The organism is Flavobacterium sp. UBA5153 (assembly GCA_002413745.1).
Lineage (GTDB): Bacteria > Bacteroidota > Bacteroidia > Flavobacteriales > Flavobacteriaceae > Flavobacterium.
Map to the genome: position 1 here is coordinate 1 of DHXP01000012.1, position 15,250 is coordinate 15,250.

At 36.7% G+C, this 15,250-nt stretch carries 18 protein-coding genes and 1 pseudogene; all 19 read right to left on the bottom strand.

Annotated elements, in window-relative coordinates; genetic code table 11:
* Positions 1-17 precede the first annotated feature (17 nt).
* Positions 18-1,079, bottom strand: a complete 1,062-nt coding sequence (locus B2145_RS02290; protein ID WP_291097685.1) for a tetratricopeptide repeat protein — start codon at positions 1,077-1,079, stop codon at positions 18-20.
* Positions 1,080-1,176: 97 nt separating this feature from the next.
* On the bottom strand, positions 1,177-1,698 hold the full coding sequence (locus tag B2145_RS02295) for a YkgJ family cysteine cluster protein (protein ID WP_291097687.1): 522 nt from the start codon (positions 1,696-1,698) through the stop codon (positions 1,177-1,179).
* Positions 1,699-2,164: 466 nt separating this feature from the next.
* Positions 2,165-2,479, bottom strand: coding sequence for an HPF/RaiA family ribosome-associated protein (locus B2145_RS02300; RefSeq protein WP_291097689.1), 315 nt, complete (start codon positions 2,477-2,479; stop codon positions 2,165-2,167).
* 32 nt (positions 2,480-2,511) lie between these two features.
* Positions 2,512-3,783, bottom strand: coding sequence for an NAD(P)/FAD-dependent oxidoreductase (locus B2145_RS02305; protein WP_291097691.1), 1,272 nt, complete (start codon positions 3,781-3,783; stop codon positions 2,512-2,514).
* 254 nt (positions 3,784-4,037) lie between these two features.
* Positions 4,038-4,424 (bottom strand): DUF302 domain-containing protein, encoded by a 387-nt coding sequence (locus B2145_RS02310; RefSeq protein WP_291097693.1) that lies wholly within the window; start codon positions 4,422-4,424, stop codon positions 4,038-4,040.
* A gap of 26 nt (positions 4,425-4,450) precedes the next feature.
* Entirely contained in the window at positions 4,451-4,660 is a 210-nt protein-coding gene (locus tag B2145_RS02315; protein ID WP_291097695.1) for a heavy metal-binding domain-containing protein, read from the bottom strand.
* 196 nt (positions 4,661-4,856) lie between these two features.
* Positions 4,857-4,976 carry a DUF2934 domain-containing protein gene (locus tag B2145_RS17660; RefSeq protein WP_291112173.1) on the bottom strand — a complete coding sequence of 40 codons (120 nt, stop codon included), beginning with the start codon at positions 4,974-4,976 and terminating at the stop codon, positions 4,857-4,859.
* A gap of 37 nt (positions 4,977-5,013) precedes the next feature.
* Positions 5,014-5,466 carry a hypothetical protein gene (locus B2145_RS02320; RefSeq protein WP_291097697.1) on the bottom strand — a complete coding sequence of 151 codons (453 nt, stop codon included), beginning with the start codon at positions 5,464-5,466 and terminating at the stop codon, positions 5,014-5,016.
* Between the two features lie 134 nt (positions 5,467-5,600).
* On the bottom strand, positions 5,601-5,969 hold the full coding sequence (locus B2145_RS02325) for a hypothetical protein (RefSeq protein ID WP_291097699.1): 369 nt from the start codon (positions 5,967-5,969) through the stop codon (positions 5,601-5,603).
* 17 nt (positions 5,970-5,986) lie between these two features.
* Positions 5,987-7,723: a thiamine pyrophosphate-dependent enzyme gene (locus B2145_RS02330; protein WP_291097701.1), complete on the bottom strand. Its 1,737-nt coding sequence runs from the start codon at positions 7,721-7,723 to the stop codon at positions 5,987-5,989.
* Between the two features lie 34 nt (positions 7,724-7,757).
* On the bottom strand, positions 7,758-8,297 hold the full coding sequence (locus B2145_RS02335) for a type 1 glutamine amidotransferase domain-containing protein (RefSeq protein ID WP_291097703.1): 540 nt from the start codon (positions 8,295-8,297) through the stop codon (positions 7,758-7,760).
* A 96-nt stretch (positions 8,298-8,393) separates the two neighbouring features.
* On the bottom strand, positions 8,394-9,533 hold the full coding sequence (locus B2145_RS02340) for a glutathione-independent formaldehyde dehydrogenase (protein WP_291097705.1): 1,140 nt from the start codon (positions 9,531-9,533) through the stop codon (positions 8,394-8,396).
* A gap of 65 nt (positions 9,534-9,598) precedes the next feature.
* Positions 9,599-10,423, bottom strand: a complete 825-nt coding sequence (locus B2145_RS02345) for an alpha/beta fold hydrolase (RefSeq protein WP_291097707.1) — start codon at positions 10,421-10,423, stop codon at positions 9,599-9,601.
* Positions 10,424-10,775: 352 nt separating this feature from the next.
* Positions 10,776-12,149, bottom strand: coding sequence for a cytochrome C (locus B2145_RS02350; RefSeq protein ID WP_291097708.1), 1,374 nt, complete (start codon positions 12,147-12,149; stop codon positions 10,776-10,778).
* Between the two features lie 84 nt (positions 12,150-12,233).
* On the bottom strand, positions 12,234-12,872 hold the full coding sequence (locus tag B2145_RS02355) for a superoxide dismutase (RefSeq protein WP_291097710.1): 639 nt from the start codon (positions 12,870-12,872) through the stop codon (positions 12,234-12,236).
* 6 nt (positions 12,873-12,878) lie between these two features.
* The gene (locus B2145_RS02360) at positions 12,879-13,016 is read right to left on the bottom strand and encodes a hypothetical protein (RefSeq protein ID WP_291097712.1); all 138 of its coding nucleotides are present in this window, start codon (positions 13,014-13,016) and stop codon (positions 12,879-12,881) included.
* A 38-nt stretch (positions 13,017-13,054) separates the two neighbouring features.
* Entirely contained in the window at positions 13,055-13,699 is a 645-nt protein-coding gene (locus B2145_RS02365) for an undecaprenyl diphosphate synthase family protein (RefSeq protein WP_291097714.1), read from the bottom strand.
* A 158-nt stretch (positions 13,700-13,857) separates the two neighbouring features.
* Positions 13,858-14,322: a bacterioferritin gene (bfr, locus tag B2145_RS02370; protein WP_291097716.1), complete on the bottom strand. Its 465-nt coding sequence runs from the start codon at positions 14,320-14,322 to the stop codon at positions 13,858-13,860.
* A 159-nt stretch (positions 14,323-14,481) separates the two neighbouring features.
* Positions 14,482-15,035, bottom strand: a pseudogene (locus B2145_RS17665) (IS982 family transposase); the annotation flags it as partial.
* Positions 15,036-15,250: the final 215 nt, after the last annotated feature.

Below are 15,250 nucleotides of genomic sequence, written 5' to 3' on the forward strand. Positions count from 1 at the left end.
CTTATTTGTTCGGACAGCTATGTTAATAAATATACTTTACTAGTTTCGCTTTTAATTTGAAGGTTTTGAATTTCAATTTTTTTATCTCTTAATTCAAATTCTCGTTTGGTTTTAAGTTCACCTAATTTAATATTATTTTCATAGTTTAAAAATGTTTCTTTAATTTTGAGGTGTTTTTCGAAATATTCTAATGCCAATTTATAGTTGCCTGTTTCTTTATAAGTTTTATATAATTCAAGATTACAATCGTTAATTTTATCAAATGTTTTAATTTCTGTAAAAGTATTAATTGCCTTGTTTGAATATTTTAGTGAAAGGTTTAGATTTTTTGTTTTTGTTCTTTTATCTTCCAAAGCCAAATTGTAATAGGCTTTCCCCATTTCAAGATAAGCATTTCCAATATCATATTTTGTACCTTCTATTTTGTTTAAATTATCAAGAGCTTTGTTGTAATTAACTAAACCATCAGAGTATTCCTTTTTACTTGAATAGGCTTTTCCAATATTTATATAGGAAACACCTACACCATAGAAATTATCGACCGTAAAATAGAGTTCTTTTGCTTTTAAATAGAATTCAATGGCTTTTGTATAGTTATTTAATTTGAAAAAAACATCGGCAATACCTGTAAGGTCATTAGCCATTTGCGTTTTATTCGAGGTTAATCGATCTATTTTATAGGCTTCATTGAAGTAAACAAAAGCTTGCTTGTATTTTTTTATTCCCAAATGAAGTGATGCGAGATGATTATATGCATTGGCAGTACCAGCTTGGTCTTTCAGGTCTTGATAGTTTGATAATGAATTTTGAAAATATAGTATCGATTTTGGGTGGTTTGCTGTAACCCAATAGCAAATTCCTATATGATCATTTGCAATAGCCATTCCTTTTTTCCATTGTATTTTTGAAGCTAAATTCAATGCGATTTCGCCATATCGCATTCCTTCCATTGGATCGGAATAAAAATTATTTCTAGATAACTCATTAAGTAAATTTACCTTAGCAGTATCTATTTTTGACTTCCTTAATTCAAGTTTTAAAGAATCAATTATTTTGGTATCACTATTTTGTGCAAACATGAAATTCACTATTAGCACAAAATAGAATATTGTAACTAATTTTCTCATTATGTATTTGGGGAGTTTTTTTTTCAAATATAAGTAAATTTCTTCTAAATTAAGCAATATTCTCCAATCCACCCGGAAAAGGTTTGTAAGCGTAATATTGCAAGACTTCTTCGATTGCCATTTTCAAAGCTTCGTTTATTGGGAGTAAAGTAATTCCCATTCTGTAATCAATTTGAGCGAGCTGCATATAATAATCGGTAAAAATAGGCACGTAAAGGCCTTTGCTAATGGCTTCTTCGGCGTTATTGTAATTTTCTAGTTGGTTTTCTTTTATGATTTTGCAAGTAGCTAATCGCAATTTGCCATATTTGTCTCTACTAGCGGCATAGCCAAAAAGCCGGCAATTTAATCCACGATAGCGGTAGTTGTTACAGCTTCCGTTGTACTGTTCTAAAAGGGCAAGTGGTCTGTATATATGACAAGTTATAATGGATGAGTCGTCTAATTCTGCCAGCATTTTTTCGGCTTTGCCGTTCAAAAATAAATGCAATGCCCAAGGTAAAAATTCTAAAGGTGATGCATGAATGTCTGGTTTCGAACAGCACTTGCCACATCCGGTGAGACAATGCAAGCTAGTTTCGGATTTGAAAGACGACCAATTTTATGAATTGTACTCCAGAAGAAAAATGTATTTGAGTAAATAAACTTGAATTTGTTATATGTAAAAGCTCCTCAACAATCGTTTATCGAAAGGGTTGAGGGGCTTTTTTAGGCTAGTTTGCTAATATGTTAGCATCCCTATTAAAAGAGATGCAATGATTTTCTCAGACCAGATTGCCGCAGCAATAGTGATTATGCGAGGTAAAATAGATAGCCAGGCGTTATACATTTTTTACTGTAGCTTTTTTGTTTACTTTCTGCGTCTGTTTCTTAAAAGAAGGACAACTATGAGAATTATGATTAGCGGAACTATCCACATACCATAATAACCCATACCCCAACCCCATGAATGATCGTTCATCATCTTATTTGTTTTTAGTGTTAAACCTACTTATTTTCAATCCGGAACTTCTAGTCCAGTTTGTTTTTTATTGCTGCTAATGATTACTCAAACGACCAAATATTGTAGTAAGAGAAGTCTTTAACTTGTCAATTGCCCCTTCAACTGCCTGTTCATGGTTGTTTGCAATGTTTGTGACAGCGATTGGCTTCATTCCTTCAAGACGGGCTTCAAGTATACATTTTTTATCGTTTAGTCCCTCTTTGTGGCCGTTCTCATCGGAAAGATGCACTTCCAACCTTGTTATATGTTCACTAAACCTGCTTAATTCTTCAGAAAGTAAGGTGTGTAACTGAGACCTAAATGCGTCATGTAATGTTAAATTATTATCTGAATTTAATTGAATTGTCATAATTGTTACTTTTATTCGTTGTTTATGGTTTTTTAAATCACGGTATGGTCTCCCAAAAATTCAGATAAAGGCAAGCCCCAACTTGGGACTTTTCCTCCAAGCGTATAATACATATTCTTGAATCCTATTTTTAAAGCGTAGGGCGTAAATCCCATTTTTAAGATGCTAATGTCTCCACCCCACCATTCATTGGTATGCATATAAAACCCTTTGTGATCACCCATATCTCCAAAACACAGAACCATAGGATGCAAAGGCTCTATAGTATGTGCTGCGCCGTTATTAATTACCTCGTTGGCAATCATCTTTGCTACAATTTCAGCTTCCATATGTCCGAGAGACCCCAATTTTGGAACCGTTACAGATGCGGCATCACCTACAGCAAATATCTCGGGATAATCAGGGTTTCTCATATGAAGATCCGTGACAACAAATCCCTGGTCATCAACAAAAGGCAGATGCTTCATGAAATTATGGGGCTCCCAATTGGGGAAAATTATTTTTAGTTCAGCCTCTAAACTGCTCCCATCCTTAAAATCAATACCATCTTTGTATATTTTTTTGATACCAATGGTTTTGTTTTTATAACCGTATCCCATATCTGTCATCATGGGTAATAATTGATCCAATATTTTTTTGCCGGCATCTTCTGCAATTACTTCAGCAGGGGTAAACACGGTTATCTTTTTTGCATCACCAAGTTCATGATGTTTTAACCAGTCAGCTAATGAAAAGGCAATTTCAACCGGTGGTCCTTCACAGGCCGCCAGGGCGGTAGGCAATTTTGGCAACTTCGGACTTTGTCCCTGAATAAATCTATCCGAGCCAATGGCTATGGGTCCCCCTTTGTATTCATGATGCAAAAATTGGCGGATTTTATTTCCGTAATAGGTGTCGGAAAACGTATGGCCAAATTCAGCAAAGCCTTCAATCTTATCAAATGCAAGTTTGCAACCTAAAGCAATTACTAAATAATCATACTGGATAAACTCTCTTGCCGAACCATCTCTTTCGTTTGGAGTGAAATAAACTTTTTTGCTTTCAGCGTCTATTTCTTCTATCTGTGCTTGAATAAAAGTAGAATTATCAGATTTCAAGAACTTCAAAAATTCAAATTCTAAATTATCGGCAGGATCGTGATTATTAAATACTTCAATTGGTATGTTTGGAATAAAATTCACATAATTCTTACGGTCTATCACCGTAATATTGATAACCTCTTTAGCCTCTTGGTGAAGATATCTTGAGACGGTAAGTCCTGCAAAATTGCATCCAAGCACAACTACATTTGGTTTGTTTTTCATATTACTTTTAATAAATTTTTCACGAGACAAATCTTAACTTTCAAGAAATTCAACGGAGACTATACAACTGGAAGATTTTATTTTCTATTTCGATTTAAAACTTTAACTACCAGCCATATAACAACAACCATAAAGACCAAGCCGATAATCCAACCAGATCCATATCCCATTCCCCAACCATTATTCATTCCGTCCATCATAATATACCTCCTTAAATTAATAAATTACATTTTTTGATTTTGATAAATCACTTGCTACAAAGATGCAATAGCCCGTTCTAGTTTTTCTTTTATTTCTCCGGCTATTCCGGCAAGGCTAGGATTTTCAATAGCCATCATCGAAGCCACTGGATCGACTGCTGCAACTTCTATTTCATTGTTTCCCAATTCCTGAACAACAACGCTGCATGGCAGCATGGTTCCGATTTTGTCTTCTTGCTGTAATGCTTTGTAGGCATAGGCCGGATTGCAGGCTCCAAGTATTTTGTATTTCCGGAAATCGATATTCAGTTTTTCTTTCAGTTTTTCCTGAAGGTTAATTTCGGTAAGTACTCCAAATCCTTCTTTTTTCAACGATTCGGTTACAAGCAGAACTGCCTGATCAAAATCTGCACTGATTTTTTTGCTGATGTAATACTTCATGATTTCAATTTTTAACAATTAATTACTTATTTAATTGGCGCCAGGTGCATATTGCAAACCGGACAATTTCCTGGAGCTTTATAGGTTTTTTCTCCTTCGCATTTCATCGGGCATTGGTACTCTTTACCTGAATCGACATTACTCACTTCAAGATGTTGATGACTATTTCCACCGCAGCATGAATGATTTTCACTTTTTTGATCGGATCCAGCGAATACTTCATTTGACTTATTCATTGCATTTAATTTAATGATTAATAATTGTTTAAAGTTACCTGATATACACCTGCATAAAGTTATACAATTCCTCTAAAAATTTATATAATTATCAGGTTTTTAGCATTTATCGATTGTTTTTTTGTTTTCGTTTGTTTTTCGATTATTAATGAATTTATATTCATTTAGTATTAAGTTGTCTTTCTTCATTTCATTTTCAGGATTCCTCCTTCTTTATCTCCTGCTCAGCCTGTTCCCAGTCCTGCTCGGCATTTCCTTCACGATGGCCTTGCTGTTCGTAAATTTCGTATGCACGGTCAGCGATTTCTTGTTTCAAATTAACTTTTACTTTGGTTTTTACCGGATCGAAAAACCTATAGGCCGAGCAGTTTTATTAGGTCGTTTATCAGGAACCAAATTAAAGAGTAACCCCACACCATAAGCGCCCAACCCCAACCGATGGGTGGCATAAACAAGCCATAAACTGCCACCAGCGTCGCTAAGATTTGCTTGCCGAAAACTACCACTAGCAATATAGTTGCGGGACGAATGGACCAGAATGGACCGCGTGTGCGGGTGAGGAAAATTTTGAAATGTCCCGCCACTGACAGTTTCAAATACATCAGTGTTTGGATGAATGCCATATCCAGATGAAAGACCTTGTAGCCAAGATAAAACATCCCAAACGAGTCCATGACTCCGATGACGCTTACCACAGTGGCGATTCCCATCACCAGTCGCATGTTCCAGGTCTCTGGTTTGTTCGAGTAATGAACATTGTCATAAGCAATCGACAGGATGGCGCCATCGATGAGTAGTGCTATCATCACGATCATTTCTTGAATATGACTGGATATTGAATGATAGCAATTTCATGATGTGCTAACCCATTCCAGGAACTTTCTTAAACTCTCTCCATATAAAAATGATTGGTAATGCTTTTACCAGAATTGAAAATGCATTAATGATATATACCTGAAAATATACTCCATAATAAAGGCAAACAGCCGAATCCAATAAGACCCATACTCCAAATGCTACGATAATTGCATTTCGGACCCAGCGTTCTTTCCTCTGGAACGGGAACCATGCGATAAAGGCCAGCAAAATATAACAACAAGCTATGGTTACCACCCAATGATCCCCAAATAAAAGCCTTGAATGCTATCTCAGAGGGTATCTGATCCCCGAACCTGAAAATGTGGGCAAGTGCTTTATTATAAGGCATGAAAAATGGATTGTTGCCATATAATGCAAAAACGATCCCGAAGAATGCAAATACCAGGCTACTGTAAAATAACCATCGTTGCCAGAAAATAAATGATTTCATCACTAATAAATCTTATTTTATATTACCTCACCCAAATGTTTATAATTGGACTTGAAAATTTTAAATACCTCATCAATACGCCCACCTAAGATCATCTTTCCCATATATAACGCGACACCTTTCATCTGGTCAAACTCCAGTTTGGGAGGCATGGCAAGTGCATTCGGATCAGTCTGAATGGTAATTAAGGCAGGTCCATCCTGTTGAAAGACTTTTTGTAAAGTTGTTTTTACCTCTACGGGATCATTAATTGTAATGCCAAACATTCCCATTGCTTCGGCTAGTTTATCAAAGTCCGGATTCAGCATATCTGTTTCCACGTCCGGAATTCCGGCTACTTCCATTTCCAGTTTCACCATTCCTAATGATCGATTATTAAAAAGCACAATCTTTACGGGTAAATTGTATTGAACAATGGTCATCAGATCTCCCATCATCATGGACAGACCTCCGTCACCACAGAATGCAATCACTTGTTTCCCCGGACAGGCTAGTGCAGCACCAATAGCCTGAGGCATTGCATTTGCCATAGAACCATGATTGAATGAACCTAACATTATCCGTTCCCCGGTTCCATCAATGTAGCGCGCAGCCCACACACAACACATTCCGGTATCTACCGTAAATATGGCGTCTTTGGCAGCCAGCTCATTAATCACAGAGGCAACAAATTCAGGATGAATAGCATTTGGCTTTCCTTGATCATTTACATAAATTTGCAAATACTTTTTTACTTCTATGTAAAACTCCAATTGCCTATCGAGGAAAGTAGTATCTTCTTTCTTTTCTATCAGGGGTAGGAGGGTCTGCAAGCTATCTTTCACATCCCCACAAAGTCCGAGATCGAGTTTGGCTCTTCGCCCGAGGTTTTCCGGTTTAATGTCAATTTGCACGATCTTATTGTGAACCGGCATGAAAGGTGTATAGGGAAAATCCGTTCCCAATAATACCAGCAACTCACATTCGTGCATACTTTGATAAGCCGATGGAATTCCCAATAATCCTGTGAGACCAACCTCATACGGATTATCATATTGAATCGCCATCTTGGCTTTATACGAATATGCCACCGGAGATTTTAATTTTTCTGACAATTGAATAATTTCATTATGCGCCTCTGCAGCGCCCATTCCGCAGTAAATTGTGATCTTTTTGTGCGAATTTAATAGTTCGGCGAGTTGTAGCAGTTCATCTTCGGATGGTCTGACGACAGGGTCGTTCCTGAATAGTGTTGTTGTAGTTTCAGCCGTTACCGCAGGAAGATTGGTAATATCACCCGGTAGTCCAAGAACTGCCACGCCTTTTTTATGTACAGCATGTTGGAGTGCAGCCTGCAACATACGTGGCAATTGAGTTGGTGTTGTAGCTATCTGGTTATAGCAACTGCAATCGTCAAAAAGCTTGATGGTATTTGTTTCCTGAAAATAACCGGTACCAAATTCTTTGGTAGGAATGGTAGAAGCAATAGCCAATACAGAAGCCGATGAACGATGTGCATCATACAAACCATTGATGAGATGAACATGTCCCGGACCGCTACTGCCGGCACAACATGCCAAGCCATTTAATTGCGCCTCAGCACCTGCTGCAAATGCAGCCGTTTCTTCGTTACGGACATGAATCCATTTGATTTTTCCGTTACGTTGTATTGCTGCATTGACATGATTAAGACTATCTCCGGTTACAGCATAAATTCGTTGAATGCCTGCTTCAACCAATGTTTCCACCAGTTGATCCGATACATTTTTACTCATAAGTCAGGTTTTAAAAAATACATATTTTTCTATATCATTCTTTTAGTTCTTCAATCATCTTTTTGCAAAAAACCGGAAGATCTTTCGGGCTTCTACTCGTGATGAGTTTGTCGTCCACTACTACTTCTTCATCTATCCAATTTACTCCCGCATTGATTAAATCTGTTTTAATTGATTTATACGATGTCATCTTTTTCCCTTTCAATAATCCGGTTTCAATTAATATTGAACCGGCATGGCAAATAGCAGCAATCGGTTTCCCTTGTTCAAAAAAATCAGATACAAATTTTACGGCCGATTCATTCATACGCAATGTATCGGTATTCATCACACCGCCCGGCAATACCAGCATGTCATAATCGGTAGAATGCGCATTGTTTATAATTACATCTACTTTAAATTTATCACCCCACTTTGTTTCTTTCCAGCCCTTTATTTTTCCTTCTTTTAATGATAGTACATCCACTAAAATCCCTTCTTTTTTGAGAGCCTTTATTGGCTTCTTAAATTCCGATTGTTCAAAACCATCTGTAGCCATGACAGCTACTCTTCTCTTATTTAATTGTTTTTCCATAATGGTATAATATATTTATGATTGTTTTGTAAGTTGACGACAATTCAGCTTATTCCAGCGCAAATTTGATCAGCTCTTCATTAAATTTTGAGTGTTTTACCACTCTGGTTTTAGTATCACTTTCGTCCATCCTTTGTCACGTGCATCAAAATGCTTGTAAGCTTCCGGAGCCTCGCCAAGTGAAAGCTCGTGTGAGATAATTAATGACGGTTTGGCTTTACCTGCAGAGATAAGTGTGCAAAGCTGACGATTGTAAGACTTTACATTAGCCTGCCCTGTTGCTATGCGTTGCCCTTTCATCCAAAAGTTACCAAAGTCAAAATCCATGTGTCCTTCTTTCTGAAGTGGATCTTTTGATTTTGGATCTTTGGGTACAAACACACCTACAACACCAATAGATCCTGTAGCTTTCACTGCCTGTACCAGTTCGTTCATAGTAATGTTAGAATGTTCAGTACCATGCTTATCGCAACATTGGTAGCCCACGCATTCGCAACCTTTATCTGCACCTATACCTTTGGTAAGTTCAAGAACCTGTTCAACAGCAGAACCCATTGAAAAATCAATAGCAATAGCACCAAATTCTTCAGCAAGTTTCAACCTGTCTTTATGATTATCAACAACCATGATCTGGCTGGCACCTTTAATGCTTGCAGAGTGCGCTGCCATAAGCCCAACAGGGCCTGCGCCATAGATGACCACAGAATCTCCGGGTTGCACATTAGCGAGTTCGGTTGCGTGATATCCGGTAGGAAAAATATCAGATAACATCACATAATCATTTTCTTTTTCTATTGCATCTTCAGGTAATTTCAGGCAATTAAAATCGCCATAAGGAACCCTCAGGTATTCAGCCTGACCGCCACTGTAAGGTCCCATTCCTGCAAAACCATAAGCAGCGCCTGCCATGCCGGGATTCATCGTGAGGCAAAAGCCTGTATATCCACTTTCACAATTTTTGCAATGACCACAGCCAATATTAAAAGGCAGGCATACCATATCACCAACTTTAATATTAGTTACAGATTTACCTATTTCTACTACCTTACCCAAATTTTCGTGACCAAATATTCTTCCTTTTTCCATATCTGTTCTTCCTTCATACATGTGTAGGTCAGAACCGCAGATATTAGTGCTCGTGATCTTCACCAGCACATCGGTGGGCTGTTCGATTTTTGCGTCCGGCACATCCATCACCCGCACATCGCGGGGTCCATAATAAACTAATGCTTTCATATTATTATCTCCTATTTTAAAATCTGTTAGTATTCATTTGAAACCTTTAATAAATGTGTTGATTTTTAATTTTCTTTTGCAAATTTGATCAGCTCTGTATTAAACTTTTGAGTTTCTTCCAGAAACATGCTATGGCCGCTATGCTCAAAAGTAACGAGGCGTGAATCTGAGATAGCATCTTTCATTTGTTCTGCCAAATCGAAAGAACAAATTTTGTCGTGTTTGCCATGCAGAATCAATGTCGGAATTTCAATTTTTTTCAAATCATTTCTCAGGTCAGTATCACGCAAAGCAATTAAACATTGCGCTGTTGCATAAGATGAGGCGCTTAAATTAATTGCATTCAACCAATTGCCGATTCCTTCATTTAATGACGTTTCGGTGGCAGAGAATATCTTTGTGAAATTGGATAAAAGCTTAGGCCTATCCTGATAGTTCAATTCAATCAATTCATCAACTGCACTTTTAGGAAGGTTATATGGGAAATCATCTCGTTGTGTCCAAACCGGAGCTGCTGCTCCGGCCAATACCAGCTTCGAAACGCGAGCTCCTTTATTGGCAGCCATATAACGAATTGCAATGGCTCCGCCCATCGAAAAACCAACTAATACGGCATCTTTAATATCCAGTTTTTTTAAGACTGTTTTAATATCCGAAACATGTACATCGTAATCATACGCACCATACGGTTTATCCGATTTACCAAAACCTCTCAACGTGATGCCAATAACCCGAAAATTATTATTTATCAAATCATTGTATTGATATTCGTACATTTCATCGCTTAGCGGCCAACCGGGTATTAACACAATAGGTCTACCTTCTCCTAAATCTGTAACATGAAGTCGGACATTGGGTTCAACTTCAATATATTCTTCTCTGGCTAACACAGAGTTTGTTTTTTCAATTAATTTATCCATGGTTTAATTATTATTTTTTTATACTTAAGATTTCCTATCTTATTTCATTTTAAGTACTATAAAAGCTATAATGTCACATTTAATAAAGAATAGAACGCTGATTGAACGGATTAAGCGGATATTTACAGATTGCTTAATTATCAGACTTATATACGGATTAAATTGACTTCGTCAATTGATTTTAGTGCGAAAATATATTCCAACTTGTTGGAATAAAATCCGTTTTATCCGCGTTCTATTCTTCTGTTTTAAAATAAGACATTATTATGTTCTGATATTTGATTGATTGATTTATTGGCTTTCTTCCCTTAGTCTTTTATACCTATAATACGCGCATAAATGCTGCCAAATTTTTCTTTTCCAGAGCTGTCAGATGCAATTCCTGAACAAGGTTAAAATACTCCACAACATCTTCCAACGTAAAACATCTTCCGTCGTGCAAATAGGGTGGCGAGTCTTTAATCCCTCTTAAAGGGAATGTTTTAATCATACCATCATGCGCCATCATCATCCCATTAACCATTTCTTGTTTATAAAAACGTTCTGCCTTTAAATCGTGCATACTATTATCGGTAAAATAAGGTGCAGGGTGACATGAAACGCATCTGCCTTTGCCGTTGAAAATTGCTTCTCCCTGCAACTCAGCCTTAGATGCTTTGGTTTTATCCAACTCGCCATATATATTGAGCTTGGGTGATGGAGGAAAAGCCAGAATTGCCATGAATTCAGCCATAAAGTGAACTTGCGAGCCTCGTTCGAACACGTTAACTCCTTTCTTGGCTGCCATGGCATGATCTCCATCAAAATAGGCGGCACGTTGTTCGAATTCGGTGAAATCTTCTATGGTTTTAAGTGCCCTTTGCGAACCAAAGAGCCGCTGAATATTCACTCCACGCAAGGATGGTGTTTCGATTCGATGTCTAAACTCTTGTGGTCGAATGTCTCCAACCAGATGATTAGCTCCGTTGGTATGTCCGTTGGCATGACAATCAAAACAACTGACGCCAAGGCTGGGGCGATCGGTTCGACGGTCTTCGGTAGCATTAAACTGTTGTTGCGGGAACTGGGTTACCAATAAGCGCAATCCTTCGAGTTGCTTGGGGTTCAAAAGTCCATTGAAAATTTCGTAATAATTATCGATAGTTATCAATTGCCCTTTGGAAACATCACCCAGATCGGGTCGTGTGGTCAGATAAATAGGGGGTACTACATCCGGGAGAATATGCTCCGGAAGATCAAAATTCAGATCGAAACGAACAAGCCGTGGAAGCACATTCGTAATCATGGGTGGAAAAAGCATGCCACCCTCGGCATGGTCGGCAAAAGGTAGGGGCTTATATGGAAAAATTCCCTTCATTTTGATCTGCTCAGGCGTTAACTTATCAAGTTCCAACCAACTAGTACCTTGAAGTTTAGCTGTTGGACCCATCGGTATGGGTTTTCCTCCTGACATGACAACATCAGGAGATGTCTTTTTTGAAAGATCGTACCTATTGTTTAACAAGGTCATGTGTTCTTTTGCACGCTCCTCCTTTACCTTCATCCTGTCAGCCTTAATTTGGTCAAAACCTACATCCTGGTTAATAGGTCCATATGAAGAAACAATTTTCGGTTGCTGAGCGAAAGAAGCTTCGAAGTTGATTATTGCAATCAACAAGATGCAAAAGCAAATTAGTTTTTTCTTTAATTGGTTCATGATTTTGAATATTAATTGTTTTTTATTTATTATTAATTCTTCTGGTATTTATTATTAATTTTTCCATCATTTTAATATTATAATTTATTTCACATTGGCTGCCTTTAAAGCATTTTCGTATCTCTTTGCTACTTCATCCCAGTTTACAACATTCCAGAATGCATCGATATAATCTGGCCTTTTGTTCTGATATTTCAAATAATAAGCGTGTTCCCATACATCCATTGTAAGCAAAGGTATTCCCTTCTTTTCAGCAATATCCATCAACGGATTATCCTGATTTGGTGTAGAACAAATAAACAGGTTGCCTTTATCATCAAGGCATAACCATGCCCAACCACTCCCAAACCGGGTTTTACCTGCATCTGAGAATTGTTTTTTGAACTCTTCAAACGAGCTAAATGTTTTTGTAACAGCTTCTGATAATTTACCGGTTGGCAGACCGCCTCCGTGAGTTTTCATGTTTTCCCAATAAAATGTATGATTAAAATAACCACCACTATTGTTCCTGACTGCCAAAGGATATTTGCTTATGTTCCTGAATATTTCCTTTACATTCATTGATTCCATCTCAGTATCTTTTATTGCATTAAGGAAATTGTCATAATATGCTTTGTGATGCTTGCCATAATGAATTTCTAACGTGAGCTGATCAATGAAAGGTTCAAGAGCATCATAAGAATAAGGCAGTGGCTTAAATTCAAATTTGCTTTGTGTATTCATGGTACTTTATTTTTTAGAGTTTTTATTTATTTGATTCTTTTTCATTTGATTTTTTGGAGTCTCTTGTGGCTGTGCAATAAAAGTATAATGCAAACCAAGAATTCCTAAGATGATTAAAACTACAACCAATTCTATTTTTCTCATTGTTTATCCTTATAAAATTCACATTTAAACGATTAACCTCAACCTCCAAGGGTGACATCCTGATCATTATACCAATTCAGCGCTTCATAAAAATGATCGGGTTTAAAATCCGGCCAATAGTCATCCAACACATAGAAATCCGAATAAATACATTGCACCGGAAGGAAGCCACTTAATCGTCTTCTGCCACCCCACCGCATAATCATATCTACTCTTGAAACATCAAAAGATCTAATATGACTTGATATATTTTTCTGAGCAGAGTCAGCTAATTTCAAATTGTTTAAGTCCCACTCCCAACCATAATTAACCAAAAAATTAACTTTAATTCCTCCTTTACCAAAGATCTGCCTCGTTGTATATTTATATAATTCTTTTGGAAACATGGGAGATTCGAAATCCCCGATGACCAATAATTCTGCATCTTCTTTAGATAATATATTTACTGCATTGATACAGGCTTTAGTGAAGGCTATTCTTTGTTTTGTCGGTCTTTTCGTGTTATCAGTAGTAAACCCGTAAAACGTTAATTCCTTAATGTCGGCCTCCTTGCATAATTTAAAAAGTATTAAGCCCGGATCTAAGCCACAATCATACCCTTTTTCTTTTGTCATTTTATTGGCTTCCGCCCATCTTCTGTTTCCATCAGGAATTATTCCAATATGTTTCGGTACTCTCATCATTATAGTCTTATGAATATTGTTAACAATTAAGAAAATTTTAATCTAGTATTTGTTTTTTTGCAGACAGAAAAGGGCGGTGAACTACCACCGAATGCATTCTTACAAATAAAATAGCCATTAATTGGTTATCAAATAACTTTGAATCAGCTTGACGGACTTCAGGTTTGGCTTGTCAGATAATTCTCAAGTCCCATTTGGTCGATCTGTGCACGTTGTATTTCGGCCCAATCGACATGGTCTTCTTCCATTTTAAGTATTTTGGTTAGCAGGTCAACAGTTCCCTGATCATCAACCTCGCGGGCAAGCTTGATTGCATCGTTGTATTCACTGACAACTTTGAGTTCAGTGTCGTCGTCATTACTGATCATTTCTGAAACAGTTTTACCAATCTTCATCGGATTAAGTTTGGATACCGTTGGCGAGCCCTCGAAAAAAATGATTCGCTCGATAAGCCATTCGGCATGGAGCATTTCATCCATTGCCTGTTTCCGGATAGCTTTATGGAGTTTGCTGTAACCCCAATTTGCACACATTTCAGATTGCACCATGTATTGGTTTATAACAGTAAGTTCATCTGCCAAAAGCGCATTCATGACTGTAATTAACTTTTCATTTCCTTTCATAATTGTAATTTTTAATTTGATTTGACCTTTTGATTGATTTTTTTTTCATGAATTGGGAAAACAAAGTTAGCCGGCTTCAATCGAATAAATGTCACAGAATAATTGAAAAAAGTTGCGTAATTCACACATTTTATGCAACATCTATGGTCAGTTCTTCTAAAGATTTAATTGTATTTCAGCCGACAAATAGCCTCTGTCTCCAAGCAATACACAATCAGCCATTTGTACTTTAATATCTTTCAAATAATGAAAATCATGAATCGATGCAGGACTTAAATCAAAACTTTGAAAGACTCCAGAAACAGAGCAAACTGCGTGAAGTTTATATCCATAAAAATGATTTTTTTGGGATGCACAATATCCTCTATTGGTATTGCATTTTCAATCTCTTTACATATTTTTGATCTTGTTGCTCGCGATAATTTGCATACTTCTAATGGCATCGAATCAACCACAAAATAATCTTCAAATTCATTGAATTTTGAAGATTATTCTTTTCTGATTTCTTCCATCCAATTAAACAATTTTCTCTTTCGTTTATTATAAACACTTCTTTCAATTTTATCCAACAGATATGTTTCTTTCAAATTTCTAAATAGTTGATATTCAGAATATATTCCTGAAAATTCAGCCACAATATTTAACGCAACTAACTTTAAATCAGTTATTTTTGGCTTTATAGGTTTGAAATAGGCATTTTCCTTAATCTCCAGTTATAATAGATTTTTATGAATGAATTCATAACTTTGTAATAAATTGCGCATAATTGTAGTAGTCTGAAAATAAATACAATACGCCATATTTATATGGTTTGCGCATCTTTTTTAATAATACACTACTTTAAAGTTAAGTGAAACAATTAAAATAAAAAAAATAAAATGATTAAATACTTATTTTGTCGATTAAATACATAATTTAGATCGTTTTG

Coding starts and splice junctions, on each gene's coding strand:
- B2145_RS02290 (WP_291097685.1), bottom strand. CDS start 1,079: ATGTTTGCACAAAATAGTGATACCAAAATAATTGATTCTTTAAAACTT.
- B2145_RS02300 (WP_291097689.1), bottom strand. CDS start 2,479: ATGACAATTCAATTAAATTCAGATAATAATTTAACATTACATGACGCA.
- B2145_RS02305 (WP_291097691.1), bottom strand. CDS start 3,783: ATGAAAAACAAACCAAATGTAGTTGTGCTTGGATGCAATTTTGCAGGA.
- B2145_RS02310 (WP_291097693.1), bottom strand. CDS start 4,424: ATGAAGTATTACATCAGCAAAAAAATCAGTGCAGATTTTGATCAGGCA.
- B2145_RS02315 (WP_291097695.1), bottom strand. CDS start 4,660: ATGAATAAGTCAAATGAAGTATTCGCTGGATCCGATCAAAAAAGTGAA.
- B2145_RS02320 (WP_291097697.1), bottom strand. CDS start 5,466: ATGATAGCACTACTCATCGATGGCGCCATCCTGTCGATTGCTTATGAC.
- B2145_RS02325 (WP_291097699.1), bottom strand. CDS start 5,969: ATGAAATCATTTATTTTCTGGCAACGATGGTTATTTTACAGTAGCCTG.
- B2145_RS02330 (WP_291097701.1), bottom strand. CDS start 7,723: ATGAGTAAAAATGTATCGGATCAACTGGTGGAAACATTGGTTGAAGCA.
- B2145_RS02335 (WP_291097703.1), bottom strand. CDS start 8,297: ATGGAAAAACAATTAAATAAGAGAAGAGTAGCTGTCATGGCTACAGAT.
- B2145_RS02340 (WP_291097705.1), bottom strand. CDS start 9,533: ATGAAAGCATTAGTTTATTATGGACCCCGCGATGTGCGGGTGATGGAT.
- B2145_RS02350 (WP_291097708.1), bottom strand. CDS start 12,149: ATGAACCAATTAAAGAAAAAACTAATTTGCTTTTGCATCTTGTTGATT.
- B2145_RS02355 (WP_291097710.1), bottom strand. CDS start 12,872: ATGAATACACAAAGCAAATTTGAATTTAAGCCACTGCCTTATTCTTAT.
- B2145_RS02360 (WP_291097712.1), bottom strand. CDS start 13,016: ATGAGAAAAATAGAATTGGTTGTAGTTTTAATCATCTTAGGAATTCTT.
- B2145_RS02365 (WP_291097714.1), bottom strand. CDS start 13,699: ATGATGAGAGTACCGAAACATATTGGAATAATTCCTGATGGAAACAGA.
- bfr (WP_291097716.1), bottom strand. CDS start 14,322: ATGAAAGGAAATGAAAAGTTAATTACAGTCATGAATGCGCTTTTGGCA.